Source organism: Streptomyces sp. CA189 (assembly GCF_056428985.1).
This window is the reverse complement of the sequence record NZ_JBWJVM010000001.1, coordinates 97,479-120,719: the sequence shown is the minus strand read 5'-3', so window position 1 is coordinate 120,719 and position 23,241 is coordinate 97,479. Positions and strand designations below refer to the sequence as shown.

Sequence of the window (23,241 nt, the reverse complement as noted above, 5' to 3'; positions counted from 1 at the left end):
CGGTGGCTCGACCTCGCCCCGGAGCCGGTCACGGGGCGGGCGAGTAGAACGGGCGGGTTCTGCTGGGCTGGTGCTCCTCGCACCGCGGGCCACACGGGTACGGGCGGGCGGGGGCTCCGCAACGCGTGTTGCCGTGCTCGCACTCCGCTCCGGTGGGGGTGTTGCACGCGTTGCAGTACCGGCGGCCGTCGGCACGGTGCCGGCCGTACTCCACCTGGTCGTGGTCGCAGGCCGCGGGGCGATGCGCGATGCCGACAACGGCGGCGAGGGCGGCGCGGTCTCGCTGGCGGGTCGGGCGGTCGTCGACGTGGTCGGGCTCGACGCACTGCGCGACGTCGCAGGACGGGCGTACCTGCCCGATCGGCTGACGGCCGGTGCGGAGTATGAATGCGGCCTGTCGAGCGGTGTACGGGGTACCGGCGTGCTGAAAGCGGCCAACACCATGCGAGTTGACCCCGGCGGTCCACATCCGGTGTCCGCCCTCGACGGGGCGGGTGCGGGCGGCGAACGCCTTGGCGAGGCTCCCCGTGGCGGCCGGCGCGGCGAGGGTGACCTCGACGGCAAGCTGTCCGGGTACGGGCGGGGTCGGTGGGGTGTCGAGCAGGCGGGCGGCGCGGTCGAGCGCGGCGGCAGGTGCCAGAGTCAACGGGGTATCTCCGTTCTGGGGCCGGCCCTCGGCGGCGAGGGCCGGCGGCACGGCTACGGGCGGCGGGTGTAGGGCGCGGCGGTGAGGATCACGCAGCGTCCTCGTCGACGTCGGCGCCGGCGGTGAGGGCGGCGAGCTGCCCGGCGAGCTGTCCCGTGCGCCATGCCGACGCGGTCGCCGCCTTCCCGCCCTTGCGCCACGTGAGGGCGTGCGTCCGGGCCCGGGTCGGCTTCACGACGATGCCCGGCACCGCGTGCACTTCCCCCGTCGCACGGTCGGCGACCTGTGCGGCGCCGACCGCGTCCATCTCGGCCAGGAACTCGGCGGCCTTCCATGGCTTCACGCGGCGAACCACTTCGGTCGTCGTCCACTGCTCGTCGGGAAACGTCTGGCGCACCCAACGGGCGAACAGGTCCTCGTCGACGACAACCGGCCCGGTCTCTCCCCTACGAAGGGAGATCGTTGCGACGGTCTCGCCGGTCGGGAGGGTCGCCGCGATCCGCTCGACCCCGTCACGGCGGGCCGCGACGTCCAACGCCAGTTGCGTACGGGTCTTGACGCTCTTCTGTGCGGCGGCCACACGCTCGCCGAGCAGCTTCAATACGGCGGCCTCGCGGGCGAGGTCGAGCAGGGATTCGACGGGCTGCTCGACCTCCGGCTCGGCGGTCATCACGCCACCCCAGCCGCGTCGAGCAGGTCGTCGCGCAGTTCGCGCAGCTGCTCGACGGTGCCCGCGGCCGGCAGGATGCCGAACTTGTTGGCGAACGTCTGCTCAGCCTCGGCTCGGTCGATCAGTCCCGCGGTCTTGGCCGCGTCGAACATCTCGCCGAGGGCGGTGGCCTGCTCGGGGTCCTGCTCGGCCTTGGCCGGGGGCGTAGGGGTCTGCTGCCCGGTGCGGGCGGCGGATCGTTTCTGCGCGTCGACGGCGTCAAGGCGAGCAAGGTAGACGGCCGGTGCCCCCGCGGATACCGCGGCGGCCCGCACGGCGGCGAACTGCTGGGAGGTGGCGGCCTGCTGCGCCTCGGCAAGGTAGTCCCGCTTCGGCCCGGCCTGCTGCGTGGGCGCCTGCTCCCACGGTCCGGGCTCGGCGCGGTCACTGCGGCGCGGCTGCTGTCCGCCCTGGCGCTGCCCCCGCTGCTGCGGGCGCTGCTCGCGGCGGCGCTGCTGCTCGGCCCGCTCGGTGCGGTGCTCGGCCGGCGGTTCGGGGTGGTGGCGGTCGCCGTCCTCGATGCTCCGTCCGTCCACGGGGATCATGAACACCTGAAACAAGAGGTACTTGAGCGCGGCCGACATGGCCTTGTTGGTGGCCTTGTCCGCGAAGTCAGATGCCTCGCCCGGAATCGTGGCGATCAGAGCGTCGCCGGCCGGTCCGTAGATCCGGTAACGCATCTTGATCACGGTGTGCGTCATCTTCTCGCCACGGCGTTCCTGCCGGTGCTCGTCGAGCGACGGCAAGATGATCAGGCCATGCGTGCGCATGGGGCCCGCCATGGCGCTCATGACATCGTCGATGCCACGAAACTTGTACCGCTGCTGGGTGTTCTCCTGATCCTTGCCGACGGGCACGGTGTCGCGCATGACGGCCTGGATCACGGCGAACACGCGCGGCGCGTCCGCGGGGGCCCCGGCGGGCGCCGGCACGTACGCGACGTCGGTCGCGGGGGCCGGCCCGGTCGTGAGCGGGGTGGCGAGCGTGGTGACGGTCACGGGCGGGCTCCGGTCGAGGCGAGGGCGAGGCGGGCGGCACAAGCGGTGAGGTCGTCCGCGAGGCGGATCGCGGCCACGGCGTCGAGGGTGTCGTCGAGCTCGTCAGCGCTCGGCATCTCGTCGAGCAGGGCCTCGCGGGTGCCGTCCGCGGCGGCGGCCCTCATGGCGCGCTCGTACTCGGGCATGCCCTCGGCGGTCACGGCGTGGTCGAGGGCGCGCACGTTCCTCGCGTGTTCGGCGAGGAGCAGGCGGACGACCTTGGGTGTTTCGTCGTAGGCGAGGGCGAGCTTGTCGAGCAGGGGGTCGGCGCGGTGAGCGATCGGGAGTCGGACGGCGAGGCCGTCCGCTGTGAGCTGGGGGCGGATGGCCCGGTGTGCGGCGGTACGGTCGGGGTGCACGGCTGGTCCTTTGCTTCATGAGCGGGCTATCGGTCGTGGGGCCGTCCGGGCGCAATCCGGGCGCCCCACACTCGTTTTCAGGCGGCGCGCTTTACCGGCATGGAGCGGGCGGCGCGGTCGGCCTGTATTGCCGTGACGAGCTCGGCCAGTGAGGGCCCGCCGGCGACGTGGCACGCACGGGCAGCGGCCTCGACGCTCATCCGGTCCATGGCGTCACATCCGGTCCGCCAGGCGTGGGCCGCGGCTCGTACGGCCTGACGGCGGGTGAGGCTCGATGTGGTCATGCGGCTACCGCAGTGCGCGTGACCAGCTGCCGGGCCGACACGCCGTAGTGGTACTCAACGACGGCGGCCAGTGCGGCAGAGGGGGCGTTGTGTCCGTTCCACAGACGCCATGCGGTAGTTCGTGCAACCTTCATACGCCTCGCGATGTCTGACGGGGTGTGGTCACCCGCGGTACGGGCCGCGGCGACGAAAACAGATCGGTCATACACAGCGTCATCGTCCTTCCGTGGTTGGATAACTTCCGTCCACGAGTGGAACGTTAACATGATGATCAGACGTCAGCGATGGCCTTTTGGAACGTTCGAACTTGAACAATCCGCGTTGACAGCTGGCATATGCCCGGCGACAATCGGTCATCTGTTCGAGCCCAGGGGGGGCGATTCGGATGTTTCAGGCGGAGTGTGCGCGGTTTCCGGCGTTCGTGTATCAGGTACCGTCCACGCGCGGTATGTTCCATCCATGGAACGAAGCAATAGGGCTACGCCTGCGCAGTTCGCCGCTTGGCTACGCGAACAGCTGGTCACGCGCGGCTACGACCTCCGACCCCGTGGCGGCGGGCAAACCAAGTTCGCCGACGACTCAGGCATCGGCGCCGCCACCGTCAGCCGCATCCTTGGCGGCCAAGGAGCCACGGACACGCGTGTTCTCGCCCGCCTTGCCGACGCGCTGCACACGCCGCTTAGCGACGTACTCGTGCAGGCCGGCATCCTCGACCCGGCTGAGCTGAACGCCGTACAAAACCCGTCCGCTACCGAGCGCCGCATCACGCCCGAGCAGGCCGCGAACGAGCTAGGCATCAAGGACGAGCAGGCCCGAAGGGTCTTTCTGTCCATGACCGAGACATTGCAGCGGGAGACACCCCGAAAGAACAGCGAGGGGAACCTCGCATAGAACCAACCTGCACGGAGGCACAGTGTTCAGCCGGTACCTGCCCGCCACGTCCCTTGCGCTCACCAGCGCAGGAATCGCCGCGGGCACCCTCGGCATGCTCCGCGACCACGACGACATGATGCGCGCCGGAATCTTCCTCGCCGTGCTCGCTATCCCGCTGATCGTCATCCGAACAATCCGCCAGGCACACGAGGTCAGTGCCGCACAGCTCGCCGAGGCCGAGAACACCGGCTACCGGCGAGCCCTCGATCACGTCGCTCGCGGCCTGCTCGACCAGAACACCGCGCCGTGCCCCAGCCCCGGGGCCCGCGAGGGTGTCGAGCCGGCCGCGGGCAACGTGATCCGCATTCGCCCGCTCCCCGAAGGAGAGGAACGGAAGGCATTGTGACCAGCACGCAGACCCCAGCAACCTTCCAGGGCTCGCGAGGCATTCGCGAGCCCTGGGTCGGTTACATCAGGGTCAGCACCTACTACGAAGACAAGATCAGCCCCGACATCCAGCGTGCCGCAATCAAGGCGTGGGCCGACCGCAGCAACCGCGTGATCACCGAATGGATCGAGGACCTCGACGTCTCCGGTCGCACGTTCAAGCGCAAGATCATGGCCGGAATCAAGATCGTCGAGGAGCAGCGCGCCAGGGGCATTGCCGTCTGGCGGTACTCCCGATTCGGCCGGTCGCGCCACGGCAACGCCGTCAACCTCGCACGGCTCGAACAGGTAGGCGGCCGACTGGAGTCCGCAACGGAGGCGGCCGACACCACCACGGCGTTCGGGCGCCTGCAAATGGGCATGGCGTTCAAGTTCGCCGAGTTCGAATCAGACCGCATCGGTGAGCAATGGGCGGAGACCCGCGAGCATCGACGCGCCATCGGCCTACCGTCCACCGGCGGCCAGCGGTGGGGCTACGTCTGGCACCGGCGCCGCCTCGACGAGAAGGGAGTCATCCACCCCGAGACCTACGAACCGGCCGAAGAACTCGGCCTCACCGCACTCGACATGTACGAGCGGGCCGCGGACGGCCAGCCCATGAACTCGCTCACCATGTGGCTCGGCCGCAACGGCTACGTGGGCACCCGCGGGAAGCCCTGGAATCAGACCGGGCTCACCAAGTACATGGATGGCGGCTTTCCTGCGGGGTGGATTCGCTACCACCCCGACGACTGCGATTGTCCGCCGGCAGACCCCGACGGCAGCGCGCACCGCTCGGCCCTGTGCAAGAAGAAGGTGTTCATGCCGGGCGCGCAACAGCTGATCGTCAAGGAAGACGTATGGGAGGAGTACCAGCGACGGCGGAAGCTGGCGAGCAGTCAGCCAAGAAACAACCGGAAACCCGCGTACCCGACGTCAGGTCTCGTCGTGTGCGGCCGATGCGGCGGCGCCACTACCGCCGGCGGGGGTGCCACGTACGGCGCGGGGAAGGTACTCATCCGGAAGAACGGCTACGTGTTCCGGTGCTCCGCCCGCAAGGACAACGCCAGTTGTGACGGGGTCTACATCCTCCGCACGGTGGTGGAATCGGAGGTTCTTAAGAGGCTGGGGGAGTACGCGGCCGAGATCGAGGCCGAGGCTGCCAAGCTCGCCGCCGAGGCCGCCAAGGGCCCCAAGGAGAAGAAGGAGGAGCCAGCCACGCCGGCCACACGCACCGAAGCGGCACGGAAGCGGCACAGGGACCGACTCAAGCAGATTCAGACTGAACTCGACACACAAACGAGTCTCGTCTCGCGGGGCATCATCCCCGAGGACAGCTATGTCCGTGAGCGTGACCGCCTCACGACCGAACAGACCGGGATCACCGCCGAGCTCGCCGAGCTCGACAAGTTGGCGGAGAACCCGGAGCCCAACCGCGCCGACTACCTGCCGGTTATTCGCGGCCTTGTCGACCGATGGACCATGACCCCGGTAGACACGCGCCGTGCCCTGCTGCGCACGTTGCTACGCGGCGTGTGGGCCTACCCGAAGGGTGTCGACGAGAACGGCGAGGACACCGCGCCGTACGCCGTTGTCGTGGCACTGTGGGAAGAGCCGCCGGCCCTGATCGGGCGGCACACTGCGGTATAACCGCAGGCCAACGGACGAGCGTCCTTTCATCGCCTAGCTGAGCAGATTGGCCAGGCTTTCATTGCTCACGACGCATCTCCCTTTCCCAGGGTGTCCGTTGTGTCCCCGGTTGTGTCCCCGGGCATAGCTCATCAGTCAATGGCCCGGGTGACAAGAGGTTGCCGGTAATTGGTGTAGACCTATTACCGGCAAGGCTCACGCACGAGTGGCCCTTTCCCACCGCAGGGTGCGGGAAAGGGCCACTGAGTGGCACGGATACGGGAGGGTATCGGTTCAAAGCTCCCGCTCGGACGGGGTGCTGCCCGTTCAGCCGCGCAGCGCGCCCGCGCCGACGGTGTCGAAGACCCGGCAGTCGAAGAAGTCCTGGCCCTCGGACAGCAGGTACGCCTGGGCCTCGCCGACGTGGAAGTACATCCCGTGCAGCTCCAGGGTGCCCTCGGCGAGCCGCCGGGCCACCGATTCGTGGACCCTCAGGTGCTCCAGTTGCTGCACCACATTGGTCAGGCACAGTTGCTCCACGGCGTCCGCCGGCAGCCTCCCGGAGATCCGCGCCCAGGCGTGATGGCGGCTGGCCATCCGCTCCAGGCTCGGCAGTCCGTGCCGCAGCCACCGCCGCAGCGGGGTCATGGGCACCCCGGGCGCGGAGCTGAGCAGCGCCTGCATGGCCCCGCACCCCGAATGCCCGCACACCGTGATGCTGTCCACCATCAGGACGTCCACGGCGTACTCGATGGCCGCCGCGACCGAATCGTCCGTGGACTCGGCCCCCGGGAGCGGGACCAGGTTGCCGACGTTGCGCACCGTGAACAGGTCCCCGGGGCCGCTGGCCGTGATCATGCTGGTCACCAGGCGGGAGTCGGCGCAGGTGAGGAAGAGCTGAGAGGGCCGCTGCCCCTCGCGGGCCAGCCGGGCCAGCTCCTCGCGGACGTGCGGAGCCGTGTCCCGCTGGAAGGCGCTGATCCCGTTGGCCAGTTGACCGGCGCCGCGTCCGCGCGCGGCCACCGGTGCGGCGGGCGCGGGGGGCACGGAGGGCGAAGCCGCGCCCGCGGCGTCCTCCGGGGCGGTACGGGAAACCGTGGCCCGGTGGTCGCAGTGGTTCTGCCACGGCGTCCAGGGCCGGCAGCACTGGTGGTCCCCGCGCTGCGCACCCCGATGCGCCCGCTCGGCGAGCTGTGCCCACTCGGCCCGCACCGGCTGGTCCGGCTGCTCCGTCGGCTCAGTCTGGTCGGATCCGGAGAACCTGGCCCCGGACCGGCCGGTGACCTCCAGCGAGCCCCCGTGCGCCAGATGGGAGTCCCGCCAGTCCTGGATGGTCTCGTAGGCGGCGTGGTCCATGAAGGAGCCGTCCAGTTCGATGACGGCGTGCCCGCTGCCCGGGATCTGGTTCAGCACCCGGCTCAGCCGCGGTACCGCGAGGAAGGTCAACTGCCCCCGCGCCCACACCCGGTGGACCCCGCTGTCGAGCCGCTCGACGGTGATCCGGGTCTGCGCCAGGCGGTGCAGGGCCAGGGCGACGGCCATCGCGATGCCGATGGCGACGCCCTCCAGGACTCCGCCGAGCACCACGGCCACGATGGTCGTGGCGTAGACCAGGAACTCGCGGTGCCGGGTGACGGTGCGCAGGTGCGTGGCGCTCACCATCTGCACGCCCACCGCCATCACCAGCGCGGCGAGCGCGGCGAGCGGGATCAGGTCGAGGACCGGCACGAGCAGTGCGGCGGCGAGCAGGACCCAGAAGCCGTGCAGCATGGACGACCGCCGGCTCACCGCACCGGACTTGACGTTGGCCACGCTGCGGACCGCCACACCCGTGATGGGCAGGCCGCCCAGCGCGCCCGAGACGATGTTCGCCGCGCCCTGGCCGCGCAGTTCGCGGTTGAGGTCGGCCCGGGCGGGGCGCTTGCCCGTGGTCCGCTCGGCGGCGATCAGCTTGTCGGTGGCCACCGCGGAGAGCAGCGACTCCACACTGCCGACCAGGGTGATGGTCAGCACCGCGGCGATGATGCCGAGGACCGGCCCCTCGGGCAGCTCGGGCAGTGCGTGGCTGCGCCAGGACGGCAGGTCCACACGGGGCAGGGAGAGCCCGGCGAGGGCCGCGAAGGCCGTCGCGGTGGCCACGGCGGCGAGTGCGGCCGGCACCTTGCGCAGGGCCTGCCCGACCCGGCCGGGCAGCCGGGGCCAGCCGAGCAGCACGACCAGCGTGAGCACGCTGATGCCGAGCGCGACGGGGTGCAGGTCGGCCAACTGGGCCGGCAGCCCCTGGACATTGGCCAGGGCTGAGCTCTGCGGGGTGCCGCCGAGCACGATGTGCAGCTGCGCCAGGGCGATCGTCACGCCGATGCCCGCGAGCATGCCGTGGACGATGGCCGGGCTGACCATCAGCGCGGACCGGGCGGTCCGCAGCGCGGCGAGGCCGAGCTGGCAGCAGCCCGCGAGGACCGTGATGGCGCAGGTGGTGCGCCATCCGTAGTGCTGGATCAACTCGGCGGTGACGACGGTGAGCCCGGCTGCGGGGCCGCTCACCTGGAGGGGTGCTCCGCCGAGGCGTCCTGCCACGATCCCGCCGACCGCCGCGGCGACGAGCCCTGCCTGGAGCGGCGCTCCGGTGGCCAGGGCGATGCCGAGGGAGAGCGGCAGGGCGATCAGGAAGACGGCGATGGAGGCGGAGAGGTCGGCGGAGAGGCCGGCGGAGCGGTCTCTCGCGACGGGTGGAGGGGAGGTGGTGGTGGGGGTGCTCGTCATAAGTCCCGTCTCCTCGGGGGAGGGGTGAAGCGGCGGGATTCTCAACACTCGGTAAACGAACGGTAATGGAGAGTAAAGGCCGGTGGTAGGTAATACGGGCAAATGGCCTAGGAATTAGCGCGCACGAGTGAATAGGCATTTAATCCGGCTTGTCACACCTTCCTTAAAACGGACCGCATGGGACGTTGCGGCGCGGAAGTCCTGCGACGGAACTGCGAGGGAAGAGGTGCGGCGGATGACTGCCACCACGAAGAGGGGCGCCACGAAAAGGGCCGCGACGCTGAGGGTCGGCGGCGGTCTGGTCGCCACGGCGTTGGTCCTGGGCGTGGCCGGGTGCAGCACCTCGGAGCCCGCCGGCCGTCCGGCCCCCGGAGGTCAGGCGGCCAAGAAGGGCGCGGCCGCGCCGGAGGGCCCGGCGCCCGGCAGCGTCAAGCGGCTCATCGGGGACGGCTCGACCTCGTACACGGGCCTGCAGCCGAACGTACAGAAGGCGGAGAAGCTGAAGCCCGGCGAAAAGCCGCCGCAGTTCGTCGTCTATTCGTGGGACGGTGCGGGAGAAGACAGTCAGAAGCTCTTCTCGCATTTCCGTGAGGTGGGCAAGAAGTACAACGCCCGTATGACGTACTTCCTCAGCGGCGTGTACATGCTCCCGGAGGAGAAGCGTTCCCTCTACACCGCGCCCCAGCACTCCCCGGGCCGCTCCGACATCGGCTTCGGCGACCCCCAGGGCATCAAGGACACCGCTCTCCAGGTACGCGAGGCCTGGCTGGAGGGCAACGAGATCGGCACCCACTTCAACGGCCACTTCTGCGGCCCCGAGGGCGGCGTCGGGACCTGGTCCGTGGAGGAGTGGAAGAGCGAGATCAACCAGGCGAAGTCCTTCGTCAAGAACTGGAAGACGAACTCACCGGCCCTCAAGGGCATGGAGGCGCTCCCGTTCGACTACGACAAGGAGATGATCGGGGCCCGCACCCCCTGCCTCGAAGGCCAGAAGAACTTCATGCTGGCGGCGAAGGAGATGGGCGGCTTCCGCTACGACTCCAGCGGCATCAGCAAGCAGATCTGGCCGAAGAAGACGGACGGCCTCTGGGACATCCCGCTCCAGCTGGTCCCCATGCCCGGCCGCGCCTTCGAAACGCTCAGCATGGACTACAACTACCTGGTCAACCAGTCCGGTACGACCACGCAGGGCGATCCCTCGCAGCACGCGTACTGGGGTGAGCAGATGCGCGACGGCCTGGTCAAGGCCTTCGAGCGGACCTACCAGGGCAACCGCGCGCCGCTGATCATCGGCAACCACTTCGAATCCTGGAACGGCGGCACCTACATGCGTGCCGTCGAGGACTCCATCAAGACCATGTGCACGCAGAAGGAGGTCCGCTGCGTGCCCTTCCGTGAGCTGGTGGACTGGCTGGACGCCCAGGACCCGAAGGTCGTGGAGTGGATGCGCACCCTCGACGTCGGCGAGGCGCCGAAGGCGGGCTGGAACACCTTCCTGACGGCGGGGCCGCCGGCCAAGCCGGCCGCCCCCGCCGGGGTCAAGCCGGCTGCGGAGCCGGCTGAAGCGAGTCAGAACGAGGAGTGAGCAGCTCCCGTAGGACGAAACCGGGGTCGACCTGCTCCGCCAGGTCGACCCCGGTCTTCGCGTTGCCCCAGCTCTCCGCGTTGCGCAGGTGGAAGTGGACCATCTGCTCGGTGTACCGCTCCCAGTCGCGGTGCGCGTAGGAGTCGTCCGCGGCGTCCTGCAGCGCCTGCAGGGCCAGCCGGTTGGTGGCCTCCAGCAGCTCGAAGGCGGCCGGGCGGCCCTTCTCCATCGCCCGCACCCAGTCCGACTGCCCGACGGTGACCAGGAGGTCCTCACCGGCCTCGTCCTGGAGGAACTCGATGTCCTCCGGGCCCTGCACCTTGTTGCCGACGACCTTGAGGGTGATCCCGAAGTCCCGCGCGTACTCCTTGTACTGGCGGTAGACGGAGACGCCCTTGCGGGTCGGTTCGGCGACCAGGAAGGTCACGTCGAAGCGGGTGAACATGCCGGAGGCGAAGGAGTCCGAACCGGCCGTCATGTCGACGACGACGTACTCGTCGGGGCCGTCGGCGAGGTGGTTGAGGCAGAGCTCGACCGCGCCGACCTTGGAGTGGTAGCAGGCCACGCCGAGGTCGGACTCGGTGAACGGCCCCGTCGCCATCAGCCGCACGGGCTCGCCGTCGAGCGTCAGGGTGCGCGCGCAGGCGTCGTAGACGGGGTTGTCCTCGTCGACCCGCAGCAGCCGGGAGCCGGTGCCGGGCGGAGTGGTCTTGATCATCGTGTCGGCGGAGGCGATGCGGGGGTTGGAGCCCCGCAGGTAGTCCTTGATGAGGGGCAGGTGCGCGCCCAGCGCGGGCAGCGAGGAGGCGTCGTCCTCGCTGAGTCCGAGCGCGGTGCCCAGGTGCTGGTTGATGTCGGCGTCCACCGCGACGACGCGGGCTTCGTTCGATGCGAGGTGGCGGATGAAAAGGGAGGACAGCGTGGTCTTGCCGCTGCCGCCCTTCCCCACGAAAGCGATCTTCATGTTCACGAAGGGTAGTGGGTCGGTGGCTTTGTGTTGCATGCCTGAGTGAAGAAGACCACTCCAAGGAGGGGTCGGTGCTATGGGGGAGCAGTGCGTAGGCTCCTTACTTATGAGTAGCGCTTCTGCTTCCGCCGCCTCTTCCGCCTCCTCCACCTCCTCCGCCTCTTCGGGGGGCGCCGCCGACCCGCTCGCCCCGCTGGCCGGTCTGCCGGGCGTCGCCGAGTCCGTGGATTCCGTACGCAAGGCCGTGGACCGGGTCTACGGCCACCGCGTCATGCGCCGCCGTGCCGGGGAGATCACCTCGGAGGCCGCACTGCGCGGGGCCCGCGGGAGCGCGGCGCTGTCCGGGGCCGACTGGGCGCTGGAGGAGGTCCGCCGCCGGAGCGACTTCGGCTCGGAACCCGAGGCGCGCACGGTGGGTGCCGCCCTGCGCCTGACGGCGGAGGCGGGCCAGCTGCTGAGCATCTGGCGCCAGTCGCCGCTACGGGTCCTGGCGCGGCTCCATCTGGTGGCCTCGGGCTCCACGGCCGACGGCGACGTGGTCGGCCGGCCCCGCCTGGCCGGTGAGCCGGTGGACGAGCCGCTGATCGACCTGCCCCTGCCCGACGCGCAGGAGGTGGCGGGCCGGCTGGACGGGCTCTCCCGCCTGGTCATCGCGGGCGGCTCCGCTCCGGCGCTGATCACGGCCGCGGTGGTGCACGGCGAACTGCTCGCGCTGCGTCCGTTCGGCTCGTACAACGGCCTGGTGGCGCGGACGGCGGAGCGGATCGTGCTCATCAACAGCGGCCTGGACCCGAAGGCGATCTGTCCGGCGGAGGTCGGCCACGCGGAACAGGGCCGGGAGGCCTATGTGGAGGCCTTCAAGGGCTACGTCTCCGGGACCGCGGAGGGGATGTCGGCCTGGATCGCGCACTGCGGCCGTGCGATCGAGCTCGGGGTGCGGGAGTCGACGGCGGTCTGCGAGGCGCTCCAGCGCGGCGCGGCCTGACGGGGGCCTGGCGGGGCCGGACGGGTCCGGACATGGGTTGCGGCGACACCGTACTGCTCTGGTGTCGCCGCTGGCATTTACGCCCAGTTACCAAGCGTCCTCGATGATTGCCCATCAGGTCGGGAGCTTTGCCCGTCACCTGGTGCGGCTGGCCCGTAATCGACGGGTCGACGTCGCGTGGGTGCTCGGCGTTCATGCTTCGGTCCGTGGGCCATACTGCGTTTTAAAGATGATCCTCTCGGATGTTCTTTGGTCTCGCGGGCCTTGACTCCTTTGTACTCCGCTTCGGAGTGGAGCGAAACCCCTGGCCGCATTTCTTTGCTTTCCGGTGCGATTCGGGATGTACCGGACATCCGGTGTACGTGCAGGTCAGCGGGGTGCGGCGGCCGCCAGTGCGCGCCGCCGGCTCGCGTACCAGACCAGCCCGGCGGTGGCCGCGGCCGCGCCCACCGCGGCGGCGGCGACCAGGGCCGGCCGTGCGGGCATCGACAGCCCGGGCAGCCGCTGCTTCAGCCGTACCGGCCGGTTGAACACCAGTACCGGCCACTCGCGCGCCACCGCCTCCCGTCGCAGTGCCCGGTCGGGGTTGACCGCGTGCGGGTGTCCGACCGCCTCCAGCATCGGGATGTCGGTGGCGGAGTCGCTGTACGCGTAGCAGCGGGAGAGGTCGTACCCCTCGGACTCCGCGAGTTCCCGTACGGCCTCCGCCTTGGTGGGGCCGTAGGCGTAGTACTCGATCTCGCCGGTGAAGCAGCCGTCCTCGCCCACGACCATCCGGGTGGCGACGACGCGGTCGGCGCCCAGCATCTCGCCGATGGGCTCGACGACCTCGGCTCCGGAGGTGGACACGATCACCACGTCGCGGCCCGCGGTGTGGTGGGCCTCGATGAGGGAGGCGGCCTCGTCGTAGATCAGGGGGTCGATGAGGTCGTGCAGGGTCTCGGCGACGATCTCCCGGACCTGCTGCACGTTCCACCCCTTGCAGAGGGCGGACAGGTACTCCCGCATCCGCTCCATCTGATCGTGGTCGGCGCCGCCGGCCAGATAGATGAACTGCGTGTAGGCGGTGCGCAGCACGGCCCTTCGGTTGATCAGGCCGCCCTGGTAGAAGGACTTGCTGAACGTCAGAGTGCTCGACTTCGCAATGACCGTCTTGTCCAGGTCGAAGAAGGCTGCGGTGCGAGGCAAGGAGTGCGGCAAGGGCTGATTTTCCACGACCCGAGCATATGCGCCCACCATTCGGCGTAAAGTGCGGCGCGTGGGTTTGCCTGAGAAGCCTCTCGGGTACACCATGGAAGTCACGGATCGTTCGCGACCGTGCTAACCCGGTCTGGCTCCTCCCCCCCCCGAGTCGGACCGTGGGGACGACCCCCGCTCTCCCCCCCGGCGGGGGTCGTCGCATGTCCGGACGCGGTTCGCGTCCCTGCTTTCGACCCCAAGTGATCATTCCTCGGGCCTCCTCGTCTTCGAGGGGCCTGCGCGTCGAAGGCCCTCACCCCCTCGAACTCGTCACGGTGCGTAGTCGTTCCGGCGCGCTCCGGAACTCACCTGTTGGGGTGAGCGGGTTATTCACAATGGGGCGGATGTCCACGGTTTTAGAGCAAGATCCACTTCTTTTCTCCGATCCCGTCACGGTGATTCCGGCCGCGAAGTCCGCGGCGCTGGATTTGCGGTGAGAAGGAGGCGGAGATCGTGGCTGGATCGAAGTCGTGTGAAGTCCGGGATCTCGCGGTGGCGGGCGGGGGCGGGCTGAATCCCGGTGTCGGCGGGCCTGCGGCCGCCGGCGGGCGGCCGCTGATCATCACCGAGGACCCCCTGCTGCTCGACGACCTGCTGCGGCTGTGCGCCGCCGCAGGGGCCGAGCCGCATGTGCACCACGCGGTGCCCGAGCAAAGCGGAGCCGATCGTGAGAGTGGCGACGGGCGTGGCGGGGGCGGCGGGGGTGCCGCGGGTGTCGCGGGCGTCACGGGGGTCGCGGGGGTCGGCTGGGAATCGGCACCGCTCGTCCTCGTCGGCGACGACGCCGCCCGGCGGGTGCGCGGGGCACCCCGGCGGGACGGGGTCTTCCTCGTGGGCCGGGACCTGGACGACCCCCACGTATGGCAGCGGGCGCTGGAGATCGGCGCCGAGGAGGTGCTGACCCTCCCCGACGCCGAGAGCCGGCTCGTCGACCGGATCGCCGATGTGGTGGAGGGGGCCGGGCGCCCCGCCCTCACGGTCGGGGTGATCGGGGGCAGCGGCGGAGCCGGGGCCTCCACCCTCGCCTGCGCTCTGGCCCTGCGGGCCGCCAAGGCCGGGGAGCGGACCATCCTCATCGACGGAGACCCCCTCGGCGGCGGTGTGGACGTCCTCCTCGGAGGCGAAGCCGCCGAAGGGCTGCGCTGGCCCGATTTCGCCGCCTCGCGCGGCCGGGTCGGCGCCGGAGCCCTGGCGGAATCCCTGCCCGAGCTGCATGCCCTGCGGGTGCTCAGCTGGGACCGCGGGGACCGGGTGGTGGTGCCGCCCGCCGCGATGCGCTCGGTGGTGGCCGCCGCGCGGCGCCGTGGCGGGGTCGTCGTGGTCGACCTGCCGCGCCGGGTCGACGAAGCCGTGGCCGAAGTGCTCGCGCAGCTGGACCTGGTGCTGATGGTGGTGCGGGGCGAGCTGCGGGCGGTGGCCGCGGCCGGCCGGGTGGCCGCCGGAGTCCGGATGGTGGCCCGCGACGTCCGCGTGGTCGTACGGGGCCCTGCGCCCGGCGGGCTCGACGCGGAAGCCGTCGCCGGGCTGCTGGGGGTGCCGCTGGCCGGCGAAGTGCCGGTCGAGGTGGGACTCCCGGGCCGGGTGGCCGAGGGCGAGCCCCCGGGAGCGCACGGCAGGGGCGCCCTCGCCCGCTTCTGCGACGGCTTCTGGCAGCGCGCGCTCGGCTCCGGCCAGGGGGTGGCGGCATGAGCGCCGTACTCCTCGACGCGGTGCGCCAGCGGCTCGCCGAGAGCGGGGCGGAGCCCACCCCGGCGCGGGTGGCGGCGGCCCTGCGGGCCCAGGGCCGGCTGCTGGGTGACGCGGAGGTGCTCGGGGTCGCCGTCGAACTGAGGTCCGAACTGGTCGGCGCGGGGCCGCTGGAGGCACTGCTCGCCGACCCCGAGGTCACCGACGTCCTGGTGGCGGCCCCCGACCGGGTGTGGGTGGACCGCGGCGGCGGGCTGGAGCTGACCGGGGTGACCTTCGCCGACGCCGCCGCCGTGCGCAGGCTGGCCCAGCGGCTCGCGGCCGTCGCCGGGCGCCGGCTCGACGACGCCCGGCCCTGGGTGGACGCCCGGATGCCCGACGGCACCCGGTTGCACGCCGTACTGCCTCCGGTGGCCGTCGGATCGGCGTGCCTGTCCCTGCGGGTGGTGCGGCCGCGCGCCTTCACTCTGGAGGAGCTGGTGGCCGCGGGGACGCTGCCGCCCGGCGGGCAGCGGCTGCTGCGGGACATGGTGCGGGCCCGGCTGTCCTTCCTGGTCTCGGGCGGGACGGGCACCGGCAAGACCACCCTGCTCAGCGCCCTGCTGGGACTGGTCGGCCCCGGGGAGCGGATCGTGCTCGCCGAGGACTCGGCCGAGCTGCGGCCCGACCATCCGCACGTGGTCCGGCTGGAGACCCGGCCGGCCAACCAGGAGGGCGCCGGCCAGGTCACCCTCGCCGACCTGGTCCGCCAGGCGCTGCGGATGAGGCCGGACCGCCTCGTCGTCGGCGAGGTCCGGGGCGCCGAGGTGGCGGACTTGCTGGCCGCCCTCAATACGGGCCACGAAGGCGGCTGTGGCACGGTCCACGCGAATGCCGCCGCCCATGTGCCGGCCCGGCTGGAGGCCCTCGGGACGGCCGCCGGGCTCGACCGGGCCGCCCTGCACAGCCAGTTGGCGGCGGCCCTGACCCTGGTGGTTCACCTCGTACGGGACCGGGCCGGCCGGCGCCGGGTCGCCGAGGTGCACGTCCTGGAGCGGGATCCCGCCGGACTCGTGGTCACCGTTCCGGCGCTGCGCTGGGGCGCCCGGGGGTTCGTACGGGACCGGGGCTGGGAGCGGCTGCGCCCGCTGCTCGCAGGTGCCCGGTGAGCGCCGGGGCGGTGGTGCCGCTGCCGGTGTTCGCGGGGGTGCTGTGCGCCGGGGCGGCCGCCTGGGCGCTGGCCGGGGCCGACCGGGTGTCCCGGCGGGCCAGGGCGGTGCTGACCGGGGCGGGGCCGCCGGTACCGGCCGGGCCGGCGCTCTGGGAGCGGCTGGCGGCCGGAGTGCGGGTACGGGCCGGGCGCAGCCGGGAGTGGGCCTGCCTCGGGGCCGGGCTGGCGCTCGCGCTGCTGGGCGGGTCGGTGATCCCGCTGCTCGCGGGGGCGGCGGCGGTGCCGCTGGTGCGCCGGTGGCTGCGGGCCAGGGAGCGGGCCCGGTCCCGGACGGCGCGGGCCGCCGAAGTGGTGGCCCTGTGCGGAGCGGTGGTGGGCGAGCTGCGCGCCGGTGCGCAGCCCGGCCGGGCGCTGACCGAGGCGATGCGCCGGACGGTGTCGGGCCCCGGCGGGCCGGGCGCCGCGGAGGCCGGGGTCCTGGCGGCCGCGGCCTTCGGCGGGGACGTGGCCGCAGCCCTGCGGCAGGCGTCGCGGGAGCCCGGCGCGGAGGGGCTGGCGGCGATGGCTGCCTGCTGGCGGGTCTCGGTGGACGGCGGCGCCGGGCTGGCCGCCGGACTGGACCGGCTGGAGGGGGCCCTGCGGGCCGAGCGGGACCGGGAGGAGTCACTGCGCGCCCAGCTCACGGGTGCGAGGTCGACGACGGCGGTGCTGGCCCTCCTCCCGGGAGTCGGTCTGCTGATCGGTACCGGGCTCGGGGCCGATCCGCTGCGGGTGCTCCTGCACACGCCGGTGGGGTGGGGCTGCCTGCTGGCGGGCGCGGTGCTGGAGACGCTGGGGCTGCTGTGGTGCCGGCGGATCGTACGGGTCGGGGAGCGGTGATGGACGGCTTCGCGATCCACAGGCTGGGGATGGCCCTGTGCCTCGGGGCGGTGGCGCTGTGGGCGGCATCGGCGGTGGCGGCGCGCATCCGGGAGCGGGCGGCCCGGCGACGGCTCGCCCGGCTGCTCGCGGTGGAGGCGGCGCGCAGGCGACCGCTGCCCGGGCCCCGGCTGCGGGCGGCGGTCGCGGCCTGGGCCGGGCCGGCCGGAGCCCTGGTGGCGGCCTGGGCGCTGATCGGCGGGCTCGCGGGAACGGCGGCCGGCTGCGCGGCGGGCTTCGCGCTCCGCAGGTGGCTCGCGCGGCGACGGCCGGCCGCGGGGGTGGACCTCGCGGAGGCGGAGCGCCAGCTTCCCTTCGCCGCCGACCTGTTGGCCGCATGCCTGGCGGCCGGGGCCGGACCGGTGGACGCCGCCGAGGCGGTGGGCGAGTCGCTGGGCGGCCCGGTGGGCGAACGGCTGGCGATGGCCGGGGCGGAGCTGCGGCTCGGCGGTGAACCGGGAGCCGCGTGGGGGAGGTTGGCGGAGATACCGGGAGCGCGGGCCCTGGCCGAGTGCCTGGAGCGCTCCGCGCGCACGGGGGCGCCCGCCGCGGAACCGGTCTCCCGGCTCGCGTCGACGCTCCGGGCGGACCGCGCGCGCCGGGCGGGGGCCCGGGCACAGCGGGCGGCGGTCCTCGTCACCGCGCCGGTGGGCCTGTGTTTCCTCCCCGCTTTCCTCGCGCTGGGAGTGGCGCCGGTGGTGATCGGAATGGCCTCCGGTCTCCTCTCCGGCACCTGAAGGGCCACGAGAAGGGCGATCCAAAGAGGGCACCTCATGGATCACCCGAATGGCCGGGCGAATGGGCCACTTGAAATGACCGTCTGAGATCACGTCAAAAAGCCGAATCAACGGGAGGTTGTCATGTCGATCATCTGGTTTCGCGTGCGGACGGTGCTGGTGGCACTGACGGGACGGGCGGGAGTGAGGGGCCGCGGGGGCGACGCGGGAATGTCCACGTCCGAATACGCCATGGGCACGATCGCGGCGTGTGCGTTCGCGGCTGTTCTGTACAAGGTGGTGACGAGTGAACTGGTCTCGACGGCACTTCAGTCGACCATCGGGAAGGCACTCGATGCGCCGTTCTGACCGCGGATATGTGACGGCGGAGGCGGCCCTGGTGATTCCGGCGCTGGTGCTGTTCGCGGCCCTGCTGGTGTGGGCGCTGATGGCGGCCGCCGCGCAGATCCGGTGTGTGGACGCCGCTCGGGCCGGTGCCCGGGCGGCGGCCCGGTCGGAGCCGGCGGGCGCGGCGGTGGCGGCGGCCCTGGCCGCGGCCCCGCCCGGGGCGCGGGTGGAGCTCTCGCGGACGGGTGACCTGTGGCGGGTCCGCGTCTCCGCCCCCGCCCCGGGCCCGGCCGCACTGCCGGTGCGCCTCACCGCCCTGGCGGCCGCCCTGGCCGAGGACACCGTGGGACCGCCGCCGTGACCGGGGCACGTGCGGACGCGCGGGACCGGGGCTCTGCCACGGTGTGGGGGGTCGTGGTGGCGACCGTGCTGGTGGCGGTGTTCGGCGGGGTGCTCCTGCTCGGGCAGGCGGTGGTCTCCCGGCACCGGGCGGCCGCGGCGGCCGACCTGGCCGCCCTCGCGGCGGCGGTGAGCTGGGCCCACGGCCCCGAGGCCGCCTGCGCCACGGCGGTACGGGTGGCGGTGGCGCAGGGCGCGCGGGTCACCGAGTGCGTGGTGACCGGCGAGGTCGCGGAGGTCACCGCCCGCGCCCCGACGGGCCCCTTCGGACCGGAGCTGCGCTCCCGCGCGGGCCCGCCGCTGCCCGGTGAGCCCCGGTGAGCCCCGGTGAGCCCCGGTGAGGGGGCCTCCAGGGGGCCGGGTCCGACAGGCCCGATGCCGCGGGGGCCAGGGCGGCCCGTCCGGCGGGCGCCGGGGACCGGGGTACGAGTCGTGGTCCGGGCCGGTTGCCGCCGTCAGGGCCGTGTCAGAGCGGCACCAGGGGCGATATCCAGCCAATCGCCGGCAAGTCCACGAAGCCTGGGGTCCGGCCCGGCGGCCCTGCCCCGGCGGCTCCGGCCCGGGTGTTCGGCCCGGGTGTTCGGCCCGGTTCGGCCCGGTGGCTCGGAGGGGCTCAGGGGGTCGCCGGCGGGCTGGGGGGCTGGGGCCGGGGATTCCGAGAGGAGGTGGGTGAGCAGGCGGACGGCGCCGCGCTTGTGCAGGGGGTCGTTGCCGTTGCCGCACTTGGGGGACTGGATGCAGGACGGGCAGCCGGCCTCGCACTCGCAGGCGGCGATCGCGTCACGGGTCGCCGTCAGCCAGGCGCGGGCCGTGTGGAAGGCGCGCTCGGCGAAGCCGGCACCGCCCGGGTGGCCGTCGTAGACGAAGACCGTCGGGAGGAGGGTGTCGGGATGCAGCGGGACGGAGACCCCGCCGATGTCCCAGCGGTCGCAGGTGGCGAAGAGCGGGAGCAGTCCGATGGAGGCGTGCTCGGCGGCGTGCAGGGCGCCGCCGAGGATCTCCGGGTTGATCCGGGCCTCGTCGAGCTGGTCCTCGGTGACCGTCCACCACACGGCCCGGGTGCGCAGGGTGCGGGGCGGGAGGTCCAGTTTGGCCTCGCCGAGCACCTCGCCGGTGATCAGTTTGCGGCGCAGGTAGGAGACGACCTGGTTGGTGACCTCCACGGAGCCGAAGCAGAGCCTGCCCCGACCCCAGGCGATCTCCGTCTCGGTCTCCAGGACGGAGATGGCGGTCGTGTCGCGGGCCGTGGTGGAGAACGGCGGGTCGGCCTCCTCGACCAGCGCGACGGAGTCCTCCAGGTCCAGGTGCTTCACGAGGTAGGTGCGGCCCTGGTGGAGGTGGACCGCCCCGTCGTGGACGGCGGTGTGGGAGGCCTCCTCGTCGACCGTGCCCAGCAGCCGGCCCGTGCCGGCCTCGACGATCTGGACCGGGCGTCCGCCGCCGCCCCGGATGTCGGTGAGGTCCGAGGCCCGTTCCCGGCGGGTCCAGTGCCAGGCCGTGGCCCGGCGGCGCAGCAGTTTCGCGGCTTCGAGCTGGGGGAGGAGGTCGCGTGCCGCCGGGCCGAACAGGTCGAGGTCGGGCTCCGTGAGCGGCAGCTCGGCCGCCGCCGCGCACAGGTGCGGGGCCAGGACGTACGGGTTGTCGGGGTCCAGGACCGTGGCCTCCACGGGCTGCTGGAAGAGGGCCTCGGGGTGGTGGACCAGGTAGGTGTCCAGCGGGTCGTCGCGGGCGACCAGGATGGCCAGCGCGCCCTGGCCCGCGCGTCCGGCCCGGCCCGCCTGCTGCCACAGGGAGGCGCGGGTGCCCGGGTAGCCGGTGATCAGGACGGCGTCGAGGCCGGAGACGTCCACACCCAGCTCCAGGGCGGTCGTAGCGGCCAGCCCGAGCAGGTCCCCGGAGTGCAGGGCCCGCTCCAGGGCCCGGCGCTCCTCGGGCAGGTAGCCGCCGCGGTAGGCCGCGACCCGCCGGGGCAGCGAGCGGTCCACGGCGGCGAGCCGCTCCTGGGCGATCACCGCGATCAGCTCGGCGCCGCGCCGGGAGCGGACGAAGGCGACCGTACGGACGCCCTGCACGACCAGGTCGGTGAGGAGGTCGGCGGTCTCGGCGGTGGCCGTACGGCGTACAGGTGCGCCCCGCTCGCCCTTGAGGTCGGTCAGGGGCGGCTCCCACAGGGCGAAGACGACCTCGCCGCGCGGGGAGGCGTCGTCGGAGACCTCCACCACCGGCAGCCCGGTCAGCCGGGACGCCGCGGTCGCCGGGTCGCTCGCGGTGGCGGAGGCCAGCAGGAAGACGGGATCGGAGCCGTAGCGGGCGCACAGACGGCGCAGCCGCCGCAGGACCTGGGCGACGTGGGAGCCGAAGACGCCCCGGTAGGTGTGGCACTCGTCGATGACGACGTAGCGCAGGGCCCGCAGGAAGGAGGCCCAGCGCGGGTGGGCCGGGAGGATCCCCCGGTGCAGCATGTCGGGGTTGGTGAGGACGTAGTTGGCGTACTGGCGCACCCACTCGCGTTCCTCGAACGGGGTGTCCCCGTCGTAGACGGCGGGGCGGACGGCGTTGCCGAGGGGGCCGGCCAGCTCCCGTACGGCGCGGCGCTGGTCGGCGGCCAGGGCCTTGGTCGGGGCCAGGTACAGGGCGGTCGCGCCCCGGCCGTTGGGCGCCTCCGCCCCGTCGGCGAGGGCCGAGAGCACGGGCGCCAGGTAGGCCAGCGACTTGCCCGAGGCGGTGCCCGTGGCGACGACGACGGACTCCCCGTCGAGGGCGTGCTCGGCGGCCGAGGCCTGGTGTTCCCACGGATGGTCGATCCCGGCAGCCTGAATCGCGGCTACGACATCAGTTCGGATGCGATCGGGCCAGACCGCATGACGACCCTCTCGAGGGGGCAAGTGCTCCGTATGGGTGATGCGCGCAGCCCGGGAAGGCCCCCGTGACAGCCGGTCCAGGACCGTGCCGGGGGTGGGTCTGACGTCCTCGGGTGCCGTGGGCGGACCGGGACGGTGAGTGTTGGCCATTGGAACCGAGTGTGTCACCGGCGTGCGGGACAATGGTCCGAAGGCGTCGTGCGCGCCTGCCGGTAAGTGATTGAATGCCATCGCGGCAGCCAATCCCTCGCCTACCTTCGGGTGGGGAGGCCCCTTGGGGGCGCCGCTCGATAGCAAGGTGCTGGAGGATCCGTGGACCTGTCCCTGTCGACTCGCACTGTCGGCGACCGTACGGTCGTGGAGGTCGGTGGCGAGATTGATGTGTATACCGCGCCCAAGCTGCGCGAGCAGTTGGTCGAGTTGGTGAACGACGGCAGCTACCACCTGGTTGTCGACATGGAGCGAGTGGACTTCCTCGACTCCACCGGGCTTGGTGTGCTCGTGGGAGGCCTCAAGCGCGTCCGCGCGCACGAGGGCTCGCTGCGTCTGGTCTGCAACCAGGAGCGCATCCTGAAGATCTTCCGAATCACCGGTCTGACCAAGGTGTTTCCGATCCACAACTCGGTGGAAGACGCCGTCAACGCCACCGACTGACGGCGCTCGGCGGCGAAACGGCCGATGATGGAGCGGGGGGTACCGGGCCACAAGCGGTCCGGGCCCCTGTAAGGCACGCCCGTAGTCCGAGGGGGACGCGCATGGCCACCGTTGAACTGCGCTTCAGCGCCCAGCCCGAACACGTCCGGACGGCCCGCCTGGTCGCGGCCGCCGTGGCGCGCCGGGCGGGTGTGGAGGAAGCCGTCCTCGACGAGGTCCGCCTCGCCGTGGGCGAGGCCTGTTCGCGTGCCGTCGGACTGCATCGCACCAACGGGCTGACCGCGCCCGTCCGGGTGGTGCTGACCGAGGAGGAGAAGGTGTTCTCCATCGCGGTCAGCGACGAAGTACCCGGACCGGCCGGCGGTTCGGCTGCCGCCGTGCCCGGAATCGACGCCGTCCTGGACCCCGACGTCGACGGCGAAGACGAGATGGGCCTTGCCGTGATCAGCGGCCTGGTCGACGACGTCGACGTCATCAGCGGGGAGACCGGCGGGACCATCCGGATGAGCTGGCCCGTCTCGGGGACCTCCGAACTGCCGTAGCCGGTCGCAGCAGGCCGGAGCCGGCTTCGGCCGGGTGGCCGGCCGTGGCCGGGTCGCCCAGCTGCTTCGTGCCCGCTGGGTGGCTCTCGTGCCGCCCGGCGGGTTTCGTGCTGCCCGTCGGAGGGCTCTCGTGCTGCCCGTCGGAGGGCCCTCGCGCCGCCTGGCGGGTTCTCGTGCTGCCCGGCGGGTTCTCGTCCCGCCCCGGGGGTTTCGTGGTTCCCGGCCGGTTTCTTGCCCCGCCCGGGAACCGTCGCGGTCGGTTCTCGGAGTCGGGCCGGCCGGCGACGGGGGGCCGGGCGGGTGCCGATAAGGCGTCGAAGCGCCGAGGGCGTGGGCACCGGTGATGTTCCGCCGCGCGTGCCGACGTATCTTCTGATCTTATTCAAGGCCCTGCCGAGCAGGGCCTTTCGCATGCCCGTAGATCCAATTCGTGATCGTTCTCCGGTGGTTTTCCGGAGCGGTGAT

At 72.2% G+C, this 23,241-nt stretch carries 23 protein-coding genes; 14 read left to right on the top strand and 9 right to left on the bottom strand.

The features are described 5' to 3' along the window. Positions 1-28: 28 nt before the first annotated feature. From AC061S_RS00540 to AC061S_RS00520, 5 genes are all read right to left on the bottom strand, one after another. Positions 29-646 carry a hypothetical protein gene (locus AC061S_RS00540; protein WP_478683777.1) on the bottom strand — a complete coding sequence of 206 codons (618 nt, stop codon included), beginning with the start codon at positions 644-646 and terminating at the stop codon, positions 29-31. An 88-nt stretch (positions 647-734) separates the two neighbouring features. Continuing rightward, complete coding sequence (locus tag AC061S_RS00535; RefSeq protein WP_478683776.1) at positions 735-1,316, bottom strand: hypothetical protein; 582 nt, start codon at positions 1,314-1,316, stop codon at positions 735-737. Beyond that, positions 1,316-2,353, bottom strand: coding sequence for an ERF family protein (locus AC061S_RS00530; RefSeq protein ID WP_478683775.1), 1,038 nt, complete (start codon positions 2,351-2,353; stop codon positions 1,316-1,318). The genes AC061S_RS00535 and AC061S_RS00530 overlap by 1 nt, the downstream gene beginning before the upstream one ends. Then, positions 2,350-2,751, bottom strand: a complete 402-nt coding sequence (locus tag AC061S_RS00525) for a hypothetical protein (RefSeq protein WP_478683774.1) — start codon at positions 2,749-2,751, stop codon at positions 2,350-2,352. Before AC061S_RS00525 ends, AC061S_RS00530 begins: the two co-directional genes overlap by 4 nt. Positions 2,752-2,828: 77 nt before the next feature. Beyond that, the gene (locus tag AC061S_RS00520; protein ID WP_478683773.1) at positions 2,829-3,035 is read right to left on the bottom strand and encodes a hypothetical protein; all 207 of its coding nucleotides are present in this window, start codon (positions 3,033-3,035) and stop codon (positions 2,829-2,831) included. Between the two features lie 459 nt (positions 3,036-3,494). Here AC061S_RS00520 and AC061S_RS00515 point away from each other — a divergent pair, with 459 nt between their 5' ends. From AC061S_RS00515 to AC061S_RS00505, 3 genes are read left to right on the top strand one after another with little or no spacing between them, the layout of a single operon-like run. After that, entirely contained in the window at positions 3,495-3,926 is a 432-nt protein-coding gene (locus AC061S_RS00515) for a helix-turn-helix domain-containing protein (protein ID WP_478683772.1), read from the top strand. Positions 3,927-3,948: 22 nt separating this feature from the next. Then, on the top strand, positions 3,949-4,314 hold the full coding sequence (locus tag AC061S_RS00510) for a hypothetical protein (protein WP_478683771.1): 366 nt from the start codon (positions 3,949-3,951) through the stop codon (positions 4,312-4,314). Continuing rightward, positions 4,311-5,984 (top strand): recombinase family protein, encoded by a 1,674-nt coding sequence (locus tag AC061S_RS00505; RefSeq protein ID WP_478683770.1) that lies wholly within the window; start codon positions 4,311-4,313, stop codon positions 5,982-5,984. The genes AC061S_RS00510 and AC061S_RS00505 overlap by 4 nt, the downstream gene beginning before the upstream one ends. 306 nt (positions 5,985-6,290) lie before the next feature. Here AC061S_RS00505 and AC061S_RS00500 read toward each other — a convergent pair whose 3' ends face one another. After that, complete coding sequence (locus tag AC061S_RS00500) at positions 6,291-8,726, bottom strand: bifunctional SulP family inorganic anion transporter/carbonic anhydrase (protein WP_478683769.1); 2,436 nt, start codon at positions 8,724-8,726, stop codon at positions 6,291-6,293. A 235-nt stretch (positions 8,727-8,961) separates the two neighbouring features. Between AC061S_RS00500 and AC061S_RS00495 the strand changes: the two genes are divergently transcribed. Beyond that, complete coding sequence (locus AC061S_RS00495) at positions 8,962-10,311, top strand: polysaccharide deacetylase family protein (RefSeq protein WP_478683768.1); 1,350 nt, start codon at positions 8,962-8,964, stop codon at positions 10,309-10,311. Here the strand turns inward: AC061S_RS00495 and AC061S_RS00490 are convergent. Then, positions 10,265-11,275, bottom strand: a complete 1,011-nt coding sequence (locus AC061S_RS00490) for an ATP-binding protein (RefSeq protein WP_478683767.1) — start codon at positions 11,273-11,275, stop codon at positions 10,265-10,267. The genes AC061S_RS00495 and AC061S_RS00490 overlap by 47 nt on opposite strands. A 109-nt stretch (positions 11,276-11,384) precedes the next feature. On the opposite strand from AC061S_RS00490, the gene AC061S_RS00485 reads away from it, so the two are divergent. Then, entirely contained in the window at positions 11,385-12,263 is an 879-nt protein-coding gene (locus tag AC061S_RS00485; RefSeq protein WP_478683766.1) for a Fic family protein, read from the top strand. Between the two features lie 369 nt (positions 12,264-12,632). Here the strand turns inward: AC061S_RS00485 and AC061S_RS00480 are convergent, their stop codons facing one another. Further along, positions 12,633-13,502 (bottom strand): HAD family hydrolase, encoded by an 870-nt coding sequence (locus AC061S_RS00480; RefSeq protein WP_250745380.1) that lies wholly within the window; start codon positions 13,500-13,502, stop codon positions 12,633-12,635. 510 nt (positions 13,503-14,012) lie between these two features. Here AC061S_RS00480 and ssd point away from each other — a divergent pair. The 7 genes from ssd to AC061S_RS00445 all read left to right on the top strand — a co-directional run bounded on the left by ssd (position 14,013) and on the right by AC061S_RS00445 (position 19,040). Further along, on the top strand, positions 14,013-15,191 hold the full coding sequence (ssd, locus tag AC061S_RS00475) for a septum site-determining protein Ssd (RefSeq protein WP_478684077.1): 1,179 nt from the start codon (positions 14,013-14,015) through the stop codon (positions 15,189-15,191). Next, positions 15,188-16,336: a TadA family conjugal transfer-associated ATPase gene (locus AC061S_RS00470; RefSeq protein ID WP_478683765.1), complete on the top strand. Its 1,149-nt coding sequence runs from the start codon at positions 15,188-15,190 to the stop codon at positions 16,334-16,336. Before ssd ends, AC061S_RS00470 begins: the two co-directional genes overlap by 4 nt. Beyond that, entirely contained in the window at positions 16,333-17,217 is an 885-nt protein-coding gene (locus tag AC061S_RS00465; protein ID WP_478683764.1) for a type II secretion system F family protein, read from the top strand. The genes AC061S_RS00470 and AC061S_RS00465 overlap by 4 nt, the downstream gene beginning before the upstream one ends. Next, positions 17,217-17,993, top strand: coding sequence for a type II secretion system F family protein (locus AC061S_RS00460; RefSeq protein WP_478683763.1), 777 nt, complete (start codon positions 17,217-17,219; stop codon positions 17,991-17,993). The genes AC061S_RS00465 and AC061S_RS00460 overlap by 1 nt, the downstream gene beginning before the upstream one ends. A 123-nt stretch (positions 17,994-18,116) precedes the next feature. Further along, positions 18,117-18,341, top strand: a complete 225-nt coding sequence (locus AC061S_RS00455; protein ID WP_478683762.1) for a DUF4244 domain-containing protein — start codon at positions 18,117-18,119, stop codon at positions 18,339-18,341. Continuing rightward, positions 18,328-18,681: a TadE family type IV pilus minor pilin gene (locus tag AC061S_RS00450; protein WP_478683761.1), complete on the top strand. Its 354-nt coding sequence runs from the start codon at positions 18,328-18,330 to the stop codon at positions 18,679-18,681. Before AC061S_RS00455 ends, AC061S_RS00450 begins: the two co-directional genes overlap by 14 nt. Next, positions 18,678-19,040 (top strand): Rv3654c family TadE-like protein, encoded by a 363-nt coding sequence (locus AC061S_RS00445; RefSeq protein WP_478683760.1) that lies wholly within the window; start codon positions 18,678-18,680, stop codon positions 19,038-19,040. Before AC061S_RS00450 ends, AC061S_RS00445 begins: the two co-directional genes overlap by 4 nt. A gap of 134 nt (positions 19,041-19,174) precedes the next feature. Here AC061S_RS00445 and AC061S_RS00440 read toward each other — a convergent pair whose 3' ends face one another. Continuing rightward, positions 19,175-21,811: a DEAD/DEAH box helicase gene (locus tag AC061S_RS00440; RefSeq protein ID WP_478683759.1), complete on the bottom strand. Its 2,637-nt coding sequence runs from the start codon at positions 21,809-21,811 to the stop codon at positions 19,175-19,177. An 81-nt stretch (positions 21,812-21,892) separates the two neighbouring features. Here AC061S_RS00440 and bldG point away from each other — a divergent pair, with 81 nt between their 5' ends. Both bldG and AC061S_RS00430 read left to right on the top strand, forming a co-directional pair. Continuing rightward, positions 21,893-22,234 (top strand): anti-sigma factor antagonist BldG, encoded by a 342-nt coding sequence (gene bldG, locus AC061S_RS00435; RefSeq protein ID WP_243339893.1) that lies wholly within the window; start codon positions 21,893-21,895, stop codon positions 22,232-22,234. A 101-nt stretch (positions 22,235-22,335) separates the two neighbouring features. Next, on the top strand, positions 22,336-22,776 hold the full coding sequence (locus AC061S_RS00430; protein ID WP_478683758.1) for an ATP-binding protein: 441 nt from the start codon (positions 22,336-22,338) through the stop codon (positions 22,774-22,776). Positions 22,777-23,241: the final 465 nt, after the last annotated feature.

Bases quoted from the DNA above. Each gene is read 5' to 3' on its own strand.
- AC061S_RS00535 (WP_478683776.1), bottom strand. From the start codon at position 1,316: ATGACCGCCGAGCCGGAGGTCGAGCAGCCCGTCGAATCCCTGCTCGAC.
- AC061S_RS00520 (WP_478683773.1), bottom strand. From the start codon at position 3,035: ATGACCACATCGAGCCTCACCCGCCGTCAGGCCGTACGAGCCGCGGCC.
- AC061S_RS00515 (WP_478683772.1), top strand. From the start codon at position 3,495: ATGGAACGAAGCAATAGGGCTACGCCTGCGCAGTTCGCCGCTTGGCTA.
- AC061S_RS00500 (WP_478683769.1), bottom strand. From the start codon at position 8,726: ATGACGAGCACCCCCACCACCACCTCCCCTCCACCCGTCGCGAGAGAC.
- AC061S_RS00495 (WP_478683768.1), top strand. From the start codon at position 8,962: ATGACTGCCACCACGAAGAGGGGCGCCACGAAAAGGGCCGCGACGCTG.
- AC061S_RS00490 (WP_478683767.1), bottom strand. From the start codon at position 11,275: ATGAAGATCGCTTTCGTGGGGAAGGGCGGCAGCGGCAAGACCACGCTG.
- AC061S_RS00485 (WP_478683766.1), top strand. From the start codon at position 11,385: ATGAGTAGCGCTTCTGCTTCCGCCGCCTCTTCCGCCTCCTCCACCTCC.
- AC061S_RS00480 (WP_250745380.1), bottom strand. From the start codon at position 13,502: ATGGTGGGCGCATATGCTCGGGTCGTGGAAAATCAGCCCTTGCCGCAC.
- AC061S_RS00470 (WP_478683765.1), top strand. From the start codon at position 15,188: ATGAGCGCCGTACTCCTCGACGCGGTGCGCCAGCGGCTCGCCGAGAGC.
- AC061S_RS00460 (WP_478683763.1), top strand. From the start codon at position 17,217: ATGGACGGCTTCGCGATCCACAGGCTGGGGATGGCCCTGTGCCTCGGG.
- AC061S_RS00455 (WP_478683762.1), top strand. From the start codon at position 18,117: ATGTCGATCATCTGGTTTCGCGTGCGGACGGTGCTGGTGGCACTGACG.
- AC061S_RS00450 (WP_478683761.1), top strand. From the start codon at position 18,328: ATGCGCCGTTCTGACCGCGGATATGTGACGGCGGAGGCGGCCCTGGTG.
- AC061S_RS00440 (WP_478683759.1), bottom strand. From the start codon at position 21,811: ATGGCATTCAATCACTTACCGGCAGGCGCGCACGACGCCTTCGGACCA.
- AC061S_RS00430 (WP_478683758.1), top strand. From the start codon at position 22,336: ATGGCCACCGTTGAACTGCGCTTCAGCGCCCAGCCCGAACACGTCCGG.